Source organism: Victivallis sp. Marseille-Q1083 (assembly GCF_903645315.1).
Taxonomy (GTDB): Bacteria; Verrucomicrobiota; Lentisphaeria; order Victivallales; family Victivallaceae; genus UMGS1518.
On the sequence record NZ_CAHJXL010000001.1, the window covers coordinates 2,112,621 to 2,132,234 of the forward strand.

The 19,614-nt window shown below is 56.3% G+C and carries 19 protein-coding genes and 3 tRNA genes; all 22 read left to right on the forward strand.

Translation table 11 applies throughout. From position 1 onward, the window contains the following. Positions 1-52: 52 nt before the first annotated feature. Positions 53-137 (forward strand) — tRNA-Leu (locus tag HWX74_RS08585). 78 nt (positions 138-215) lie between these two features. Further along, a tRNA-Thr gene (locus tag HWX74_RS08590) sits at positions 216-291 on the forward strand. Between the two features lie 83 nt (positions 292-374). After that, positions 375-1,574 carry an elongation factor Tu gene (tuf, locus tag HWX74_RS08595; RefSeq protein ID WP_176013148.1) on the forward strand — a complete coding sequence of 400 codons (1,200 nt, stop codon included), beginning with the start codon at positions 375-377 and terminating at the stop codon, positions 1,572-1,574. 80 nt (positions 1,575-1,654) lie between these two features. Continuing rightward, positions 1,655-1,804 (forward strand): 50S ribosomal protein L33, encoded by a 150-nt coding sequence (gene rpmG / locus HWX74_RS08600; protein ID WP_176013149.1) that lies wholly within the window; start codon positions 1,655-1,657, stop codon positions 1,802-1,804. 24 nt (positions 1,805-1,828) lie between these two features. Beyond that, a tRNA-Trp gene (locus HWX74_RS08605) sits at positions 1,829-1,905 on the forward strand. Positions 1,906-1,937: 32 nt separating this feature from the next. After that, complete coding sequence (gene secE / locus HWX74_RS08610) at positions 1,938-2,135, forward strand: preprotein translocase subunit SecE (protein ID WP_176013150.1); 198 nt, start codon at positions 1,938-1,940, stop codon at positions 2,133-2,135. 11 nt (positions 2,136-2,146) lie between these two features. Further along, a complete protein-coding gene (gene nusG / locus HWX74_RS08615; RefSeq protein ID WP_176013151.1) occupies positions 2,147-2,713 on the forward strand; it encodes a transcription termination/antitermination protein NusG in 567 nt (188 codons plus the stop codon). A gap of 102 nt (positions 2,714-2,815) precedes the next feature. Further along, a complete protein-coding gene (rplK, locus tag HWX74_RS08620) occupies positions 2,816-3,244 on the forward strand; it encodes a 50S ribosomal protein L11 (RefSeq protein WP_176013152.1) in 429 nt (142 codons plus the stop codon). Next, positions 3,237-3,938 (forward strand): 50S ribosomal protein L1, encoded by a 702-nt coding sequence (rplA, locus tag HWX74_RS08625; RefSeq protein ID WP_176013153.1) that lies wholly within the window; start codon positions 3,237-3,239, stop codon positions 3,936-3,938. Before rplK ends, rplA begins: the two co-directional genes overlap by 8 nt. Beyond that, positions 3,935-4,453, forward strand: a complete 519-nt coding sequence (rplJ, locus tag HWX74_RS08630; RefSeq protein ID WP_176013154.1) for a 50S ribosomal protein L10 — start codon at positions 3,935-3,937, stop codon at positions 4,451-4,453. The genes rplA and rplJ overlap by 4 nt, the downstream gene beginning before the upstream one ends. A gap of 74 nt (positions 4,454-4,527) precedes the next feature. Continuing rightward, positions 4,528-4,896: a 50S ribosomal protein L7/L12 gene (rplL, locus tag HWX74_RS08635; RefSeq protein WP_176014567.1), complete on the forward strand. Its 369-nt coding sequence runs from the start codon at positions 4,528-4,530 to the stop codon at positions 4,894-4,896. Between the two features lie 148 nt (positions 4,897-5,044). Then, positions 5,045-8,869 (forward strand): DNA-directed RNA polymerase subunit beta, encoded by a 3,825-nt coding sequence (rpoB, locus tag HWX74_RS08640; RefSeq protein WP_176013155.1) that lies wholly within the window; start codon positions 5,045-5,047, stop codon positions 8,867-8,869. 47 nt (positions 8,870-8,916) lie between these two features. After that, entirely contained in the window at positions 8,917-13,125 is a 4,209-nt protein-coding gene (gene rpoC / locus HWX74_RS08645) for a DNA-directed RNA polymerase subunit beta' (protein WP_368506822.1), read from the forward strand. Positions 13,126-13,301: 176 nt separating this feature from the next. Continuing rightward, complete coding sequence (gene rpsL / locus HWX74_RS08650) at positions 13,302-13,703, forward strand: 30S ribosomal protein S12 (RefSeq protein WP_176013157.1); 402 nt, start codon at positions 13,302-13,304, stop codon at positions 13,701-13,703. Positions 13,704-13,800: 97 nt separating this feature from the next. Next, positions 13,801-14,271 carry a 30S ribosomal protein S7 gene (gene rpsG / locus HWX74_RS08655; protein ID WP_176013158.1) on the forward strand — a complete coding sequence of 157 codons (471 nt, stop codon included), beginning with the start codon at positions 13,801-13,803 and terminating at the stop codon, positions 14,269-14,271. 11 nt (positions 14,272-14,282) lie between these two features. Further along, complete coding sequence (fusA, locus tag HWX74_RS08660) at positions 14,283-16,400, forward strand: elongation factor G (RefSeq protein ID WP_176013159.1); 2,118 nt, start codon at positions 14,283-14,285, stop codon at positions 16,398-16,400. Positions 16,401-16,403: 3 nt separating this feature from the next. Next, complete coding sequence (gene rpsJ / locus HWX74_RS08665; protein ID WP_176013160.1) at positions 16,404-16,727, forward strand: 30S ribosomal protein S10; 324 nt, start codon at positions 16,404-16,406, stop codon at positions 16,725-16,727. A 71-nt stretch (positions 16,728-16,798) separates the two neighbouring features. Continuing rightward, complete coding sequence (gene rplC, locus HWX74_RS08670) at positions 16,799-17,440, forward strand: 50S ribosomal protein L3 (RefSeq protein WP_176013161.1); 642 nt, start codon at positions 16,799-16,801, stop codon at positions 17,438-17,440. An 11-nt stretch (positions 17,441-17,451) separates the two neighbouring features. Then, positions 17,452-18,084 (forward strand): 50S ribosomal protein L4, encoded by a 633-nt coding sequence (rplD, locus tag HWX74_RS08675; RefSeq protein ID WP_176013162.1) that lies wholly within the window; start codon positions 17,452-17,454, stop codon positions 18,082-18,084. 12 nt (positions 18,085-18,096) lie between these two features. After that, on the forward strand, positions 18,097-18,378 hold the full coding sequence (rplW, locus tag HWX74_RS08680) for a 50S ribosomal protein L23 (RefSeq protein WP_217704899.1): 282 nt from the start codon (positions 18,097-18,099) through the stop codon (positions 18,376-18,378). Positions 18,379-18,398: 20 nt separating this feature from the next. Then, positions 18,399-19,226: a 50S ribosomal protein L2 gene (gene rplB, locus HWX74_RS08685; protein ID WP_176013164.1), complete on the forward strand. Its 828-nt coding sequence runs from the start codon at positions 18,399-18,401 to the stop codon at positions 19,224-19,226. Beyond that, a complete protein-coding gene (rpsS, locus tag HWX74_RS08690; RefSeq protein ID WP_176013165.1) occupies positions 19,226-19,495 on the forward strand; it encodes a 30S ribosomal protein S19 in 270 nt (89 codons plus the stop codon). Before rplB ends, rpsS begins: the two co-directional genes overlap by 1 nt. Positions 19,496-19,614: the final 119 nt, after the last annotated feature.

Here is a 19,614-nt window from a genome sequence, read left to right on the forward strand (position 1 = left end):
TTGCAAAATGCCGGAGCGCCTTTATATTAAAGGCTTGTCTAAACGATAAAATGCTCGAATGGCGGAATTGGCAGACGCGCATGGTTGAGGGCCATGTGGAGCGATCCATGGGGGTTCAAGTCCCCCTTCGAGCACCATCTGTAGGGGTGCCCGAGGCGGCAGAGGTTGAACGGATGGCGCGGATAATTGACATGGTTTGGATGATTTCTCTGGTTGCCCACATAGCTCAGTCGGTAGAGCACGTCCTTGGTAAGGACGAGGTCTCCGGTTCAAGTCCGGATGTGGGCTCCATTGTTTATAGATAATTTATATAAAAGTAGAAAACAAGTTTCAACAAAACTCTAACGGTCAGCAATACCAGGAGGACTGAAAGAATGGCTAAAGAAAAATTCGAAAGAACAAAGCCGCACGTGAACATCGGCACGATCGGCCACGTGGACCACGGCAAGACGACGCTCACCGCGGCGATTACCATGGTTCTGAACAAGAAATACGGTTCCGGCATCATCAAGAAATATGATGAGATCGACAACGCGCCGGAAGAGCGCGAACGCGGCATCACGATCAATACTTCGCACGTCGAGTACGAGACGGCCAACCGCCATTATGCCCACGTCGACTGCCCGGGCCATGCTGACTATGTTAAGAACATGATCACCGGTGCGGCCCAGATGGACGGCGCCATCCTGGTGATCGCCGCGACCGACGGCCCGATGGCTCAGACTCGCGAGCACGTGCTGCTGGCCCGTCAGGTCGGTGTGCCGGCGCTGGTGGTTTTCATGAACAAAGTCGACCAGCTGGACGATCCGGAATTGCTCGAGCTGGTGGAAATGGAAATCCGCGAGCTGTTGAGCTCCTATGAATTTCCGGGCGATGATATTCCGATCATCAAGGGTTCCGCGCTGAAGGCGGTGGAAGCCGAAGGCAATCCGGACGATCCGGCCTGCGCCTGCATCCTCGAACTGATGGAAGCGGTCGACAGCTATATTCCGGAGCCGAAACGCGATATCGATCTGCCGTTCCTGATGCCGATCGAAGACGTGTTCTCGATCGAAGGCCGCGGTACCGTGGTGACCGGCCGTGTCGAACGCGGTGTGATCAAGGTCAACGACGAAGTTGAAATTATCGGAATCCGGCCGACGACCAAAACGACGGTTACCGGTATTGAAATGTTCCGCAAACTGTTGGAAGAAGGCCGCGCCGGCGACAACATCGGCTGCCTGCTCCGCGGGACGAAGAAAACCGACGTGGAGCGCGGTCAGGTGCTGGCGAAGCCGGGCTCGATCACGCCGCACACCAAGTTCAAGGCGGAAATCTACGTGCTGTCGAAGGAAGAAGGCGGCCGTCATACCCCGTTCTTCAACAACTATCGTCCGCAGTTCTATTTCCGTACGACTGACGTGACTGGTATCATCACGCTGCCGGAAGGCACCGAGATGGTAATGCCGGGTGACAACACTTCGATCATCGTCGAATTGATCGCCCCGATCGCGATGGAAAAATCCCTGCGCTTCGCGATCCGCGAAGGCGGTCGCACCGTCGCTTCCGGCCGTGTGTCGGACATCATCGAGTAAGAGAGCTTTTTCAAGCAGGTTTCCCGGCGTTCGCATGGAACGCCGGGATGCTTCTCAAGCTTTCCGGAAGGTAATTACAAATGAGAGAATTGGTCATTTTGGAGTGCACGGAATGCAAGCGTCGTAATTATACGACGAAAAAAGAAAAACGCAATACGCCGGAACGCCTGGAAAAGAAGAAGTATTGCAAATTTGACAAAAAGCATACCGTTCACAGAGAAACGCGTTGACGTTTTGAGTTGTTAAGTTTGTGCAGGAGTGTAGCTCAGTTGGCTAGAGCAGCGGTCTCCAAAACCGCAGGTCGTGAGTTCGAGCCTCACCGCTCCTGCCATTTATGGTATATACAATAAGGCAAGTGAAGTTATGAAAACAACCGTGATGGGGCGGGTGCGTCATTTTTTGGTGGAAACTGCCGGCGAATTAACCCGCTGCACTTGGCCGAGCAGAAGCGAATTGATGGAATCGACCATTCTGGTCATCTTTGTCACCATCGTGCTTGCTGCGTTTGTCGCTGCGGTTGATGCGATTTTTCGTTATTTCATGCATTTGATAACCGGCTAGGGGTGAGAGTCATGGACGAAAAGAGAAGCTTGGGCCAATGGTTTGTCGTGCAGACATTGTCGGGACAGGAAAACAAGGTTCGTGATTCGATTCAGCGTCAGGTACAGCTCGGCGATGCGGTCGGCGTTTATGAAGCCTATATTCCGACCGAGAAGGTGTCGGAAGTGCGCCAGGGCAAAAAGACGACTACCACCCGCAAACATTTCCCCGGTTATATTCTGGTGCGGATGGATTTGTACGATCCGCAAACCAACATCATCAATGAAGACGCCTGGTATTTCATTCGCAATGTCCAGGGCGTGATTGGGTTTATCGGCGGCGGCAACACGCCGATGCCATTGTCTGAAAGTGAAGTGAACGACCTCTTCCGGCAAACGCACGAGGAAGAGGCGATCAAGCCTAAAATTTCCTTTGAAATCGGCGAAACGGTTCGTATTTGCGACGGTGCGTTCGAGAATTTCGAAGGTGCGATTCAGGAAATCGACAATGAACGCGGCAAATTGAAGCTGATGGTGTCGATTTTCGGTCGATCCACTCCGGTCGAATTGGAGTTCTGGCAGGTCGATCGCGAACTTTAACCGAGCGCGGTCGAGACTTAGTTTATCATTTGGTAGGTAGTTCGTTCGTGGGAGGACCCCTGTCATTCCGCTACCACGGCGGGCTGTAAATTGGAGATCATTATGGCAAAGAAGATTACGGGATTGATCAGATTGCAGATCCCGGCGGGCGCCGCCAACCCGGCTCCGCCGATCGGTCCGGCCCTCGGTTCGGCCGGCTGCAATATCATGGAGTTCTGTAAGCAGTTCAATGCTGCCACTCAATCCCAGAGTGGGATGATCATCCCGGTGGTGATCACTGTTTATCAGGATCGCTCCTTCACCTTTATCTGCAAATCTCCGCCGGCTGCCGTCCTGCTGAAGAAGGCCGCCGGTCTGGCTTCCGCAGCGAAGACGCCCGGCAAGGAAAAAGTCGGCAAGGTTACGCGCGCCCAGATCAAAGAGATCGTGCAGATCAAGAAGGATGACATCAACGCCCGGGATGAAGAAGCCGCAATGCGGATCATCGAAGGGACGGCGCGCAGCATGGGAATCGAGGTGGTCGATGCGTAAAAGTAAATTGTATGTTGCGCAGAGCGCCTGTTTCGACCGCGAACAGAAGTACAGCATTGCTGAAGCAGTGAAGCTGCTCAAGTCGATGCCGCACACCAAGTTCGATGAAACCGTCGATGTGGCGTTCAAGCTCGGTATCGATCCGAAGAAATCCGACCAGAACGTCCGTGGCGCGGTGCCGCTTCCGAACGGTACCGGCAAAGCGGTGAAAGTGGCGGTGGTCGCGGACGGCGCGCAGGCGGACGACGCGAAAGCGGCGGGTGCCGATTTCGTCGGTTACGAAGATTTGGTGGAAAAGATCAAAGGCGGTTGGCTGGATTTCGATATCCTGATCGCCACGCCGGAAGCGATGAAGCTGGTGCGTCCGCTGGGCCGTCAGCTCGGTCCGCGCGGCTTGATGCCGAATCCGAAAACCGGTACGGTGACCGATGCCACCGGTGCGGCGGTCAAGGAAGCCAAGGGCGGCCGGGTGGAATTCCGGGCCGATCGCGGCGGTTGCGTGCATGTGTTGATCGGCAAGCTTTCTTTTGAGCTGGAGGCGTTGACCGGCAACTTCGATGCGGTGGTGGATGCGTTGGTGAAAGCCAAACCGGCGACAGCCAAAGGCGCTTATCTGGTAAGCTGCACGGTGTCGTCGACGATGAGCCCCGGTGTCAAAGTGAACGTCAAAGATCTTGTGAGGCAAAGCAAATGAGAAGTGAAAAAAGCCATTTGGTAAATTATATCGGCGGGCTGCTCACTGGCTCGGATTATATTTACTTTGTCTCTTATCAGGGATTGCAGGTCAAGCAGTTTTCGCAGTTGCGCAATCAGCTTGCCGGCCTCGGCGCCGAGTGCCATGTATTGAAAAATACACTGATCCGGAAAGCGGCTGAATTGTCCTCTCTGGAGGCGTTGGCCAAGAGCGAACTGACCGATTCGACCGCGGTGATCTGCGGCAAGGGCGATCCGAGCGCGGTAGCCAAGGCGGTCATCGAATTCGGCAAGACGAATGAAGCGCTTGCCGCCAAAGGTGGTTATTTCGAAGGCGCTTTGTTGTCGGTTGCCGATTTCGACGCGATTGCTTCTCTGCCGCCGAAAGAAGTTTTGCAGGCACAGTTGCTCGGCGTTCTGCAAGCGCCGTCCAGGAACCTCGTCTCCTTGCTCAACGCGAAGGCGGCGTCGATTCTCAATGTGCTTAATGCATACAAAGAAAAACTTGACAATTAATTATTTGCAACAAAAATAACCTAATGGAGGCATATAAGATGTCGGAAGATGCTAAAGTTGAAGTTTCGCAAGAAATGGAACAGTTTATCTCTTATGTTGAGAACATGACCGTTCTCGAACTCTCGAAGCTGGTCAAGGCTTTGGAAGATCGTCTCGGTGTCAGCGCTGCCGCTCCGGTTGCCGTTGCCGCCGCCGCTCCGGCCGCTGCCGCTGCCGCTCCGGTTGAGGAAAAGACTGAATTCGACGTCATTCTGAAGAGCTTCGGCGAACAGAAAGTCGGCGTCATCAAGGAAGTCCGCGCTATCACCGGTCTGGGGCTGAAAGAAGCCAAGGATCTGGTCGAAGGTGCTCCGAAAGCGGTGAAGGAAGGCGTCAGCAAGGAAGAAGCTGACAAGTTCAAAGCTCAGCTCGAAGCTGCCGGCGCAACCGTGGAAGTGAAATAACTTTCTGCGAATTTGACGGCGGGAATCGGGACAAACCGTTCCTGCCGTTCTTTTGTGTTTATAAGCGTAAGCTTTTTTCAAGCCGGAGGGGGAGGCTTTCACCGTATCTCCCTGGTTGCACTTGTCGGATTTAATTTAATGGTGGGTTATGACAGATCGCATTAATTTTGGAAGATTACAGGATGTTTTGGCTGTGCCTGACCTGATCGGGCTCCAGATCAATTCTTATCGAGACTTCCTGCAGAAAGATACGCCGCCGGCGGAGCGGGCCAATCAGGGATTGCAGGAGGTGTTCAACGAGATATTCCCGATCGAGAGCTTTGACAAGCAAATGTCGATCGAGTTTGTTTCGTATACGCTTGGCGAAGCGAAAAGCGACGTTGTCGACTGCATCAAAGACGGTAATGTTTTCAGTGCACCTTTGTATGTGGATTTTCTGGTCAAACACAACAACATGGAAATTCCCGAACGGGTCTATATGGGTGAAATGCCGATGATGACCAGTCGCGGCACTTTTGTGATCAACGGGGCTGAACGCGTGATTATCAGTCAGTTGCATCGTTCTCCGGGAATTTGTTTTGAGAAGACCCGCCATACCAGCGGCCGGACGCTTTACTCCTATCGGATCATTCCGGACCGCGGTTCCTGGATGGAAGTTCAATTCGATATCAACGATTACATCTATATTTATCTGGACCGCCGCCGCCGCCGCCGCAAGTTCCTGATTACCACTTTCCTGCGGGCGATCGGCTATGAGACGAACAAGGATATTCTCTCCGGTATTTACGAGGTGAAGACGCATTCGGTGGCTTCGTTGCTGAAGATGCCGGATTTGACGAACTATTTCACCGTCGACGATATTACCAATGCCGATGATGTCGTCATCCTGGAAGAGCTCGTTCAGATCAACGAAACCCACCTGCAGATGCTGCAGGAGGCCGGGATCCGGGAGATCGAACTGGCCCATGCGCCGGACGGCGACCATTATCTGATCGGCTGTCTGCGCCACGACCTGGCCCGGACCAGCGAAGAGGCGTTGAAGGAAATTTACCGCCGCATGCGGCCCGGCGATCCGCCGGATGTCAAGAATGCCAAGCAGTTGATCAAACGACTGTTCTTCGACATCAAGCGTTATGACCTGGGAATGGTCGGCCGGTTTAAAATCAATGAGCGCCTGGGGCTGGACATTCCGTTGACCGCCCGGACGCTGATGCCGCAGGACCTGATGGCGGCGACCAAATACCTGATTCACCTGCGCCATTCCGGCGGGACGGTGGACGACATCGACCACCTCGGCAGCCGCCGGGTGCGGACGGTCGGCGAATTGCTGCAGAACCACTGCCGGGTCGGGCTGCTGCGGACCGAACGGCTGATTCGCGAACGGATGACTTTGATCAACGGCGAAGAGTCCAACCTGATGCCGAGCAAGCTGATCAATCCGAAAGCGTTCGGCAGTGTGGTGCGCGACTTTTTCGCCCGCAACCAGTTGTCGCAGTTCATGGATCAGACCAACCCGTTGAGCGAATTGACCAACAAGCGGCGTTTGAGCGCGTTGGGTCCGGGCGGTTTGAGCCGTGACCGGGCCGGTTTTGAAGTGCGCGACGTGCATTCCAGCCATTACGGCCGGATTTGTCCGATCGAAACGCCGGAAGGTCCGAACATCGGCCTGATTTCGTCGATGTCGCTGTACGCGGTGATCAACAATTACGGATTTCTGGAAACCCCGTACCGCCGGGTGGAAAACGGCAAGGTGACCAATAAGATCGATTTCCTGACGGCGGACAAGGAGGAACAGTTCGTCATCGCGCAGGCCAATGCGCTGCTCGATGACGACGGGCATTTCGTCCGTCCGAACGTCATGAGCCGTTTCCAGGGCGAGTCCAGCGAGCATCCGCGTGAAGAGGTGCAGTACATGGACGTGTCGCCGAAACAGTTGGTCAGTGCGGCGGCCGGCATCATCCCGTTCCTGGAGCATGACGATGCGAACCGCGCTCTGATGGGCTCGAACATGCAGCGTCAGGCGGTGCCGTTGCTGGTGCCGGAGTCGCCGCTGGTCGGCACCGGTCTGGAAGAGCGCATCGCCCGCGATTCCCGGGCGGTGGAAGTTGCCACCGTCGACGGGTTCATCGGCGAAGTGTCCTCTTCGCGCATCGTCATCACCAAAGACGGCAAATCGCTGGAGGAGACGCTCTATCCGGAACAGGCCCGGGAATACCGTTTGAACAAATTCCTGCGCAGCAACGCCGGCACCTGCATCAACCAGCGGCCGATCGTCAAACCGGGCCAGGCGGTCAAGGCCGGCGACGTCATCGCCGACGGCACTTCGACGCAGGGCGGTGAACTGGCGCTGGGAAAAAACGTGCTGGTGGCGTTCATGCCGTGGTGCGGCTACAATTTTGAAGACGCGATTGTCGTCTGTGAAAAGCTGGTGAAGGAAGACACTTACACGAGTATTCACGTCGATGAATTTGAAATTACCAGCCGGGAGACCAAACTCGGACCGGAAGAGATCACCCGCGACATCCCGAATGTCAGCGAGGAGGCGTTGCGCAACCTCGGCTTGAACGGCGTGGTCATCGAAGGCGCCGAAGTGAAGCCCGGCGACATTCTGGTCGGCAAAATCACCCCGAAGAGTGAAACCGAGCTGGCGCCGGAAGAGCGGCTGCTGCGGGCGATTTTCGGGGAGAAGGCGGCCGATGTCAAGGATTCCAGCCTGGTGGTCCCGAGCGGCAAGGGCGGTATCGTCATGGATGTGCGGATCGAATATGCCAAGGATCCGAACCGCCAGAGCATGACCAAGACCGAAGTGCGGCGTCAGACCAAGCAGGTCAAAGACAATTACCGCCAGAGTTATACCGATCTGGTCGAGGATCTGACCGAACGGCTTTCCGATATCATGCTCGGCCAGAAGCTGCCGTATCCGATTCTTGACAAATCGGCCGGCAAGGAAAATGCCGTGCTGATCAGCTCGAACCGCAAGGTGACGCGCAGTTCCATCATGAAGCTGGCGAACAAATACAACAGTTGGGAGATGGAAGAGTGCCCGTTGCGGCAGTCGATCAACGAGATCATCGCCTTGTTCGTGCCGCAGTTCGAGGAACTCGACTCGATGCGTTCGGAATCGATGAACAGCCTGGAAGCCGGCGAAGGCGTCGATCCGGGGACGATCAAACGGGTGAAGGTCTATGTCGGCTGCAAGCGCAAACTGCAGGTCGGCGACAAGATGGCCGGCCGCCACGGCAACAAAGGTATCGTTTCGAAGATCGTGCCGATCGAGGATATGCCGTTCCTGGATGACGGCACGCCGGTCGACATCGTTTTGAATCCGCTCGGCGTGCCGAGCCGCATGAATGTCGGCCAGGTGCTGGAAACGCATCTCGGCTGGGCGGCCAAGATGCTGGGAATCAAAGTGGCGACGCCGGTGTTCGACGGGGTGCATGAATCGAAGATCGTCGAACTGATGCAGGAGGCCAACGACCGGATCCAGAAGGAAGAGAAGCACAACTTCCATTGGGGATTCAATCAGAATGGCGAGGGCGAATGGGAATATGACGGCAAGGTCAATTTGCATGACGGCCGGACCGGCGACCTTTTCGACCAGCGGGTGATGGTCGGGCAGATTTACATGCTGAAGCTCGACCACCTGGTGGCGAACAAAATCCATGCGCGCGCTGTCGGTCCCTATTCACTGGTGACGCAGCAGCCGCTGGGCGGTAAGGCGCAGCACGGCGGTCAGCGTTTCGGCGAAATGGAAGTCTGGGCGCTGGAAGCCTACGGCGCGGCTTACAATTTGCAGGAAATGCTGACGGTGAAGAGCGATGACGTGACCGGGCGGGCCCGGATCTATGAGTCGATCGTCAAAGGACACAATGTTCTGGAAGCGGGGCGGCCGGAATCGTTTAACGTGTTGTTGAAGGAAATGCAGAGCCTTGGTCTGGATATCAGAACCATCCAGAAAGTCCAGGCCAATTAATTGGAGGTGGCGCTTTGATAGATAATACTTACGCATATAGAGAACTTCTGGGCAAGACCGGCAGTTCGTCTTTTGGAGCGGTGTCGATTAATGTCGCCTCGCCGGACGTGATTCGTTCGTGGAGTTACGGCGAAGTGAAGAATCCGGAGACAATCAACTACCGCAGTTTCAAACCGGAAAAGGGCGGGTTGTTCTGCGAACGCATCTTCGGACCGACGCGCGACTGGGAGTGCAATTGCGGCAAATACAAGCGCGTGAAGCACAAGGGAATCGTCTGCGACCGCTGCGGCGTCGAAGTGACGCAGTCCAAAGTGCGCCGGGAGCGGATGGGCCATATCGAACTGGCGGTGCCGGTGTCGCATATCTGGTTTTTCAAATGTATGCCCAGCCGCATTGGCCTGATGCTGGACATGACCGCGAAATCGCTGGAGCGGGTCATCTATTATGAAGCCTGGGTCGTCACCGATCCGGGCAACACGCCGCTGGAGCTCGGCCAGGTGATGGACGAGTTGGAATATCGCCAGGCGCGCGATGTTTACGGCGACGGGTTCGACGCCGATATGGGTGCGCCGGCGGTGAAAACGCTGTTGGAAAAGATCGATTTGCCGGCGCTGCGGGCGCAGCTGGAAGTCTCGCTCGAAGGCGTCAAGAACAAAGCGATCCGCAAAAAGCTGTCGAAGCGTCTGCGGCTGGTCGAGGGGTTCATCAACAGCAACTCCCGGCCGGAATGGATGATTTTCACCGTTTTGCCGGTCATTCCGCCGGATCTGCGGCCGTTGGTGCCGCTGGAAGGCGGCCGGTTCGCCACGTCCGACTTGAACGATCTTTATCGCCGGGTGATCAACCGCAACAACCGGTTGAAGAATCTGCTGCAGTTGCGGACGCCGGAAGTGATCATCCGCAACGAGAAGCGCATGCTGCAGGAAGCGGTCGATGCGTTGCTCGACAACGGCCGTCACGGCCGGGCGGTGACCGGCGCCGGCAACCGTTCGCTGAAATCTTTGAGCGATATGCTGAAAGGCAAGCAGGGCCGTTTCCGTCAGAACCTGCTGGGAAAACGGGTCGACTATTCCGGCCGTTCGGTCATCGTCGTCGGTCCGGAATTGAAGATCTGGCAGTGCGGCCTGCCGAAAAAGATGGCGCTGATCCTGTTTGAACCGTTCATCATCCGTCATCTGAAGGGGCGCGGTTATGCGCACACCGTGCGCGGCGCCAAGAAGATGATCGAACGCGGCGAGCCGGTGGTCTGGGATATCCTCGAAGAGGTGACCAAGGGGCATCCGGTGATGCTGAACCGGGCGCCGACGCTGCACCGTTTGAGTATCCAGGCGTTCGATCCGGTGTTGATCGAAGGGTCGGCGCTGCGTCTGCATCCGTTGGTCTGTACGGCTTACAACGCCGACTTCGACGGCGACCAGATGGCGGTCCACGTGCCGCTGTCCAACGAGGCGCAGATGGAAACCAAGCTGTTGATGCTGGCGCCGAACAACATCTTCTCGCCGGCGAACGGCAAGCCGATCGCCTCGCCGACGCAGGATATCACGCTGGGGTCGTATTACATGACCTATGAGCCGCGCAACAAAGAGAAGGCCAAGCTGTACAAGGACTACTTCGAAGTGTTGTACGCGATGAGCTGCGGTTATCTGAAGATCCACGATGCGGTCCGCATTCCGAATCCGGATTACGGCAGGGAGACGATTTACGGCGACAAGGAGAGCAAATTCATCCTGACCTCGCCGGGCCGGTGCCTGTTCAACGAAATCTGGGACAAGCGGCTCGGCTTCTTCAATCAGATCGCCAAGAAAAAAGAACTGGGCAAGCTGATCAGCAACTCCTACAAAATCGCCGGCCATGCCGCGACGGTGCAGTTGCTGGACGATTTGAAGAATCTCGGCTATAAGCACGCGACGCTGGCCGGGCTGTCGATTTCCATCACCGATTTGAAGGTGCCGGAGAGCAAGGACGACCTGATCAATACGGCCCGCGAGCAGATCGACAACGTCGTCGAGCAGTACAACAACGGTGCGCTGACCGAAGGCGAACGTCACAACAAGGTGATCGATATCTGGACGCAGACCAGTAACAATGTGGCCAATGAACTGTTTGCCAAGCTGGAAGCCGAATCGCGCCGCGGTGAAATCAACCCGGTCTATGCGATGCTCGACTCCGGGGCGCGCGGCAGCCGCGATCAGATCCGCCAGTTGGGCGGCATGCGCGGCCTGATGGCCAAACCGTCCGGCGACATCATCGAGCGGCCGATCATCTCCAACTTCCGGGAAGGGCTGTCGGTGCTGGAATATTTCATCAGCACGCACGGCGCCCGCAAGGGGTTGGCGGATACGGCGCTGAAAACGGCCGACTCCGGTTATATGACCCGCAAACTGGTCGATGTCGCCCAGGATATCATCTGCCGCGAGGAGGATTGCGGCACGGTGAAGGGCATCTGGGTGAGTGCGATCGTCGAGGGCGACGAAGTGATCCTGCCGCTGCGCGACCGCATTCTCGGCCGCTTCAGTGCGATGGATATTCGCGATCCGGCGTTCAGCGACGGCCGCTTGATCATCGCGGCCAATGAGGAATTCACGCCGGAAGTGGCTGATATCATCGAGGCGCGCGGCATTCAGAAAGTGTTGATCCGTTCGACACTGACCTGCGAAACGGCGCACGGTGTCTGCATCAAGTGCTATGGCCGCAACCTGGCCAGCGACCGCTGTGCAAAGCTGGGCGACGCGCTCGGCATCATTGCGGCACAGTCGATCGGCGAGCCCGGCACGCAGTTGACGATGCGGACCTTCCACATCGGCGGTACGGCGTCGAGCGTTTACAAGCAGCCGGTGTTGACGGCCCGCAACCCGGGCAAGATCAAAATGATGAACGTCCGTACCGTCAAGAACCAGAAGGGCGAGGTCGTCGTCGTCAATAAGAACGGTTATATCGTCGTTTACGACGAAGAGGCGGCCAAAGCGTCGGAAAAGCAGGCGCGGGAACGGGCCAAAGCCGAAGCCGAAGCGATCGGCACGTTCTACAACAAGGATTACGATTACTGGGCCGATGCGTTGCGCGATGCCGAAGTCGACCGCTACGAGCTGGAAGCCGGTGCCGTGCTGGAGAAGCCGGACGGCGCGATGGTGGAAGCCAATGAGCAGTTCGCTCACTGGGATCCGTACCACGTGCCGATCATCATCGAAGCGGCCGGCGTGGTGGAGCTGCACGACCTGGTCGAAGGGGTGACGCTCAACCGGCAGAAACGTGGCGGTACCGAAGAGATCACCGTGATGGAGCACCGCGAGGACCTGCATCCGCAGATTGTCGTCAAGAGCAAGGATGGTGAGTTCCTGGCCAACTACCCGCTGCCGGCCGGCGCCTTCCTGATGACCAAGGAAGGGGCGAAGGTCGGCTCCGGCATGATGGTCGCCCGGGTGCCGCGGCAGAGTTCGAAGAACAAGGACATCACCGGCGGTCTGCCGCGTATTGCCGAATTGTTCGAGGCGCGTATTCCGAAAGATATTGCCGAGATCGCCCGTATCGACGGCTATGTCGAAGTGGACCGGATGAACCGCGGCCGGCGGCAGTTGCTGATCAAGGACCCGGAGTCCGGCATCACCGAAGAGCACAACAACATTCCGGCCAACAAGCACCTGACGGTCAGCCGTGGCGACTATGTCCGCAAAGGGCAGAAGTTGACCGAGGGATCGGTCGTGCCGCACGCCCTGCTGGAGGTTTGCGGTCCGCAGGAGTTGCAGCGTTATCTGGTCGATGAAATCCAACTGGTGTATCGTGCCCAGGGGGTGGAAATCAACGACAAGCACATTGAGATCATCATCCGGCAGATGATGCAGAAAGTCCGCATTACCGATTCCGGCGATACCGATTATCTGGTCGGCGAGCCGATCGACCGGGTCAATTTCGAGCAGGCCAACCGGGAGGTGCTGTCGCGCGGCGGGCGTCCGGCTTCGGCCGAACCGATTCTGCTGGGGATCACCAAAGCGTCGCTGGAAACCGAGAGCTTCATTTCGGCGGCGTCGTTCCAGGATACCACCCGGATTCTGACCGAGGCGGCGACGCTCGGCAAGGTCGACACGCTGAACGGTTTCAAGGAAAACGTCATCACCGGCCATCTGATTCCGGCCGGTACCGGTACGGAAAAATTGCAGTCGCTCCGGTTGCGTTATCTCGGCAAGGAAATCGAGCCGGAGTTGCCGGAGATCGAGGAAGAAGAGACCGTCGTGCTGGCGGATGTTTCGGAATCGGTTTGAATGAGTCCGGGTGCCCGCCGTGGAATTTGAGGCGGGCACCCGGTTTTTTTTGTAAAAAAATGGCGAAAGGCGGAAAAATAGTTTGCAATGCGCTTAAAAAGTATTATTTTAAAAGCCTTTGATATGTATTTAAATTTCATAACTATAGATTAATTAGAACGAACGGGTAGAGAAAGATGCCAACTATCAACCAATTGGTCCGTTTCGGACGGCAGAACAAAGTGAAAAAGAGCAAGTCGCGTGCTTTGAGCGCTTGTCCGCAGCGGCGCGGCGTATGCTTGCAGGTGACCACCAGAACCCCGAAAAAGCCGAACTCCGCTTTGCGGAAAATTGCCAGAGTGCGTCTGACCAACGGTCAGGAAATTACCGCCTATATCGGCGGAGAAGGTCATAATTTACAGGAGCACTCCGTCGTGCTGGTCAAGGGCGGCCGTGTGCGTGACCTGCCGGGCGTGCGTTATCATATCGTCCGGGGTGCGTTGGACAGCCTCGGCGTCAACAACCGCAAACAGGGACGTTCGAAATACGGTGCCAAGCGCGCCAAAGCCGGCGCGGCGCCGGCCAAGGGCAAGAAATAACCTGGCGTTTCCGGTCTGATTGTCGGCATTGGCCGGCAAAGGTTCGTTGAAAACTAAATACAGCAAGTTTTATTTTAAGGATAAACAGGTAGCACTTATGAGAAGACGCATTGTAGTCAAGCGGGATTTGACCCGTGATGTCAAGTATGACAGTGAGTTGATCGCGCGTTTGATCAACACGATTATGAATCGCGGCAAGAAATCGACTGCCCAGCGCATTGTTTACGGCGCTCTGGATCTGATTCAGCAGCGCAAGCCGGATATGGAATCGATCGAAGTATTCCATCAGGCGCTGGAAAATGTCAAGCCGAAGCTGGAAGTGAAGAGCCGCCGCGTCGGTGGCGCGACTTACCAGGTGCCGGTGGAAGTCAGCAATGAGCGTCAGGTCGCTCTGGCGATGCGTTGGATCACCGGTTTCGCTCGCGGCCGCAAGGGAAAATCGATGACGGAATCCCTGGCCGGCGAATTGCTGGACGCCTTTGAAAATACCGGATCGTCCATCAAGAAAAAGGATGATACCTTTAAGATGGCGCAGGCCAACAAAGCCTTTGCGCATTACAGATGGTAATGGGCCGGATTATGAGCGACAACAAACAAGAAAAAATCTTTCATGAAGCCCCGGGCCGCAAGGTTTCGTTGCGCGATGTGCGCAACATTGGCATCATGGCTCACATCGATGCCGGTAAAACCACCGTTTCCGAGCGTATTCTTTACTATTGCGGCGTCAATTACAAGTTGGGCGAAGTCCACGAAGGCACCGCCACGATGGACTGGATGGAGCAGGAGCAGGAACGCGGCATTACCATCACTTCGGCCGCCACTACCTGTATGTGGAAAAATCACCGTATCAATTTGATCGATACCCCCGGACACGTCGACTTCACGGCTGAAGTGGAGCGTTCGCTGCGGGTGCTGGACGGTGCGGTTGCTGTATTTTGTTCCGTTGGTAAAGTGCAGCCGCAGACCGAGACGGTCTGGCGGCAGGCCCAGAAATATCACGTTCCGATTATCGCGCTGGTCAACAAGATGGACCGCACCGGAGCCGATTTCTACGGTGCGATCGAAGAGATGAAATTCAAGCTGCACGCCAACGCGGTTCCGATTTATCTGCCGATCGGCAAGGAAGCCGATTTTGCCGGTTGTATTGACGTCGTCAACAACAAGGCGGTTTATTTCGACGGCGACGAAAACGGCGCCAAAATGCGCGTCGAAGAAGTGCCGGCCGAATATGCCGAAAAACGCGAAGAAGCCTTTCGCAATCTGGTCGAATGCGTTGCCGAAGTCGACGAAGAGGTCATGGAGCTCTTCCTGGCCGATGAAATGCCGTCGGTTGAAGTGTTGGTGCCGGCCATCCGCCGGGCGACGCTGGCTGCTTCCATCGTTCCGGTCTGCTGTGCTTCCGCCTTCAAGAAAAAAGGCGTGCAGTGCGTGCTGGATGCGGTGGTCGATTATCTGCCGAGTCCGGTCGACATCTGGGATATCCACGGTTCCAACCCGGCGACCGGCGAACCGATGTCCCGCCACGTCGGCGACATGCAGCCGTTTGCCGCGCTGGTCTTCAAGATTATGAATGACCCGTTCGTCGGCAAATTGAGCTTTTTCCGGATTTACTCCGGTGTCGCGCAGCGCGGTATGACCGTGTTGAATCCGCGTACCGGCAAACGGGAGCGCCTCGGCCGTCTGTTGCAGATGCATGCCAACAGCCGCGAGGAGCGCGATGAAATTTATTCCGGCGATATCGCTGCCGCAGTCGGTTTGAAGAATGTCACCACCGGCGACACGATTTGTCTGGAGGATGATCCGATCGTCCTCGAGGCGATGTCTTTCCCGGAGCCGGTTATTTCGGTGGCGGTTGAGCCGAAATCCTCCGGCGACCGCGACAAATTGTACAAGGCGCTCGGTGCCTTGTCGGATGAAGATCCGACCTTTACGATGCGCAGCGACGAAGAGACCGGCCAGACGATCATCTCCGGTATGGGGGAATTGCATCTTGAAATCATCCTGGACCGCCTGGTCCGGGAGTTCAAAGTCGAATGCAATACCGGTGCGCCGCAGGTGGCTTACCGTGAAGCGTTGGAAAAACCGGCCGACGCCGACTGCAAATTTGTCCGCCAGTCCGGCGGCCGCGGCCAGTACGGTCATGTCATCATGGACATCACCCCGATGCCGGCCGGTCATGGCATCACCATCGAGAACAAAGTGGTTGGCGGCAGAATTCCGAAAGAGTACATCAAGCCGATCGAAAACGGCATCCGCGAAGCGGCGGCCGGCGGCGTGATGGTCGGTTATCCGTTGATCGATTTCCACGTCAATATTCTGGACGGCTCTTATCATCCGGTCGACTCTTCGGAAATGGCCTTTAAGATTGCCGGTTCGATGGCGTTGAAAGAAGCGGCCCGCAAGGCCGGAATGATGCTGTTGGAGCCGATTATGAAAGTCGAAGTCACTTCGCCGGACGAGAATATGGGCGATCTGATTGGCGACGTGACCAGCCGTCGTGGCATTATCGTTGAGATGAACTCATCGGCACAGGGCGGTTTCACCAAGATTCTGGCGCACATTCCGCTGTCGGAACTCTTCGGCTATGCCACCGCGATTCGTTCACTCTCCCGCGGCCGCGCTTCCTATTCGATGGAGCCGAGCCATTTTGAACGAGTACCAAAATCAATTCAAGATAAAATAATGGAGAAGAAGTGAGCTATGTCTAGCGGTAAGTCTCAAAAGATCAGAATCCGTTTGCAGGCCTATGAACATCGGATTCTCGATCAGTCGGTGGCGGAAATTTTGAATACCGCCAAGCGTACCGGTTCGATGGTGGCGGGACCGATTCCGCTGCCGACGCGGATTGAACGTTTTACGGTCAACCGTTCTCCGCATGTCGACAAGAAATCGATGGAGCAGTTTGAGATCCGGACGCACAAGCGGATGATGGATATCATCAATCCGACGGCAAAGACGGTCGATGAACTCAAGAAATTGAATTTGCCGGCCGGTGTGGATATTTCCGTAAAAATCGGCGTCTGACCTCGGAGTCGGACGCAGCAGTGATACCAATGCCCCCGACCGATTGGGAGTAAGTATCGAAAGGAGTCTGTATGAAAAATTTAATCGGTAAGAAAATCGGGATGACGCAAGTCTATGATGAACAGGGCCGGATTGTGCCGGTCACTGTGATTCAGGCCGGACCCTGTGTCGTCGTCGATGTGAAGACCCGGGAGCGCGACGGTTACAGTGCGGTCCAGCTCGGGTTCGGTTCCCGCAAGGCCAAGAACGTCAGCAAAGCGGTTCTGGGGCATTGCGCCAAAGCGAATTACAAGGAATTCGGTCCGTCGTTCCTGCGTGAGTTCCGCACGGCGGAAGATGCGGCACTGGCGATCGGCAGTGAACTCAAAGCCGACGTGTTCGCCAAGGACGAATACCTGGATGTCACCGGCACCATCAAGGGCCGCGGTTTCCAGGGCGTCGTCAAGCGGTATCGCTTCGGCGGCGGTCGTGCCAGCCACGGCGGCGCCTGGACCCGGCGTACCGGTTCGATCGGTCAGTGCGAATTTCCGGGACGGGTGGACCGCGGCAAGAAGATGCCGGGCCACATGGGCAATGCGCGCCGTACGATTCAGAATCTGCAGATCGTCCGGGTGATGCCGGAGGACAATGTGCTGCTGGTCCGGGGTGCGGTTCCGGGCTGCAACGGCGGCCTGTTGCTTCTTCGGAACGCAATCAAGAAGCAGAGCAAGTAGGATAGGTGAAGATGATGACGAAAGTATTGGATATACTTGATTGCAAGGGTGCCCGCGTCGGTGAATATACTCTTCCGGAATGTGCTCTGGAGCTCGAAAAGGGCGAGCAGGCGGTGCATGATTGCGTCGTGGCGTTCCTGGCCGGCCAGCGGGCCGGTACGGCTTGCACCAAGACGCGCGGTGAAGTGCGTGGCGGCGGCGCCAAGCCGTTCCGTCAGAAGGGCATGGGCCGGGCGCGTGCCGGTTCAAGCCGCAATCCGGTCTGGACGGGCGGCGGTGTGGCTTTCGGGCCGACTCCGCGCGATTTCAGCAAGAAGGTCAACAAAAAAGTGACTAAGCTGGCGTTGAAACGGGCTTTTTCCGAACGGGTGGCCGAAGAACGGGTCGTCGTGCTGGACAAGTTCGATTTGCCGGATCACAAGACCAGAAATGCGCAGGCCGTTCTGAACAATTTGAAGCTGAACGACGATTCGGTGCTGTTGACGGTTCCGGAATATGAGGAAAGCGTCTATTGCGCGACCCACAATCTGCCGTATGTGCTGCTGCGCAAGGCGGCGAGCGTCAATGTTTATGAACTGCTGCGTTTCAAGACGCTGGTGTTCACCAAGGATGCGTTGGATGCTTTCCTGGCGCGTTTGGGATAAGGAGTTATGACAATGAAAAGTGCTTTTGATATTGTAATCGCTCCGTTGATTACCGAGAAGAACAACGATTTGGCCGCTCAGGGCAAATATGTCTTCAAGGTCAGTCCGAAGGCGGAGAAGATCGAGATCGGCCGCGCGGTTGAACAGTTGTTCAACGTCAAAGTCAAGTCGGTCAACATCATGAATTATCTGGGAAAGACGAAACGCACCCCGCGCACGTACAAGCTGGGACGCCGTCCGGATTGGAAAAAAGCTGTTGTGACTCTGTCCGAAGGCAGCATTGAAATCGTTTAAGGCGCGAAAGAGGTATATAAATGGCTGTAAAAAGTTATAATCCGACTTCTCCGAGCCGGCGGAACATGATGGTTTCGGATTTTGCCGAAATCACGGTTTCGGCCCCGGAGAAGAGTCTGGTGAAAGGAAAGTCCGCGACCGGCGGCCGCAATAACTACGGTCGGATTACCACCCGTTTTCGCGGTGCCGGCAACAAACGCCGTTACCGGATGGTGGATTTCTTCCGCGCCAAGGAAGGGGTTCCGGCCAAGGTCAAGACGGTGGAATACGATCCGAACCGCAACTGCAACGTCGCGTTGATCTGCTATGCGGACGGCGAGAAGAGCTATATTCTGGCGCCGGCCGGCATCAAAATCGGTCAGGTGATCATGAATGGCCCGAAGGCTGAAATCAAACCGGGCAATTCGATGCGGATCAAGGATATGCCGGTCGGCATTCAGATCCACAACATCGAGATTCTGCCGAACCGCGGCGCCAAGCTGGCCCGTTCGGCCGGCCAGTCGGCGACGTTGCGCGGCAAGGAAGCCGATTATGCGCAGCTTAAATTGGCTTCCGGCGAAGTCCGTTTGATCAATGTCGAATGCCGGGCCACCATCGGCGAAGTCGGCAACGGCGACTTCATGAATGTCAAGATGGGCAAAGCCGGCAAGAAGCGTTATCAGGGCAAGCGCCCGCACGTTCGCGGTGTGGCGATGAACCCGGTCGACCATCCGATGGGCGGCGGTGAAGGCCGTTCGTCCGGCGGCGGTCATCCGGTGTCGCCGTGGGGCCAGCTCGCCAAGGGCAAGCGGACCCGTCATCCGAAGAAGTACTCGAATAAGTTCATCGTCGAACGGAGGAAGAAGTAATGGCTAGATCGATTAAAAAAGGTCCTTTTGTTGACGGTTATTTGATCGACAAGGTCGAGAAGATGAATAAGAGCGGCAAAAAGGCCGCCATTCAGACTTGGTCGCGTCGTTCGATGATCATTCCGGATTTTGTCGGGCACACTTTCAATGTCCACAACGGGAAATCGTTTATTCCGGTGTTCGTCACTGAAAACATGGTCGGTCACAAGCTCGGTGAATTTGCGCTGACCCGCAATTTCCGTGACCACGGTGTGGTTTCCGGTAAATAAGCATTCGGTCAGATTGCTGCAGAGAGCGTTTGTTGAAAAACAAACGCTCTTTTTTGTGGCCGGGGCGCCGGGGAAGTGCGCCTGATTGCGGCGGAGCCGGAGCGCCCGGGGCCTCTCCG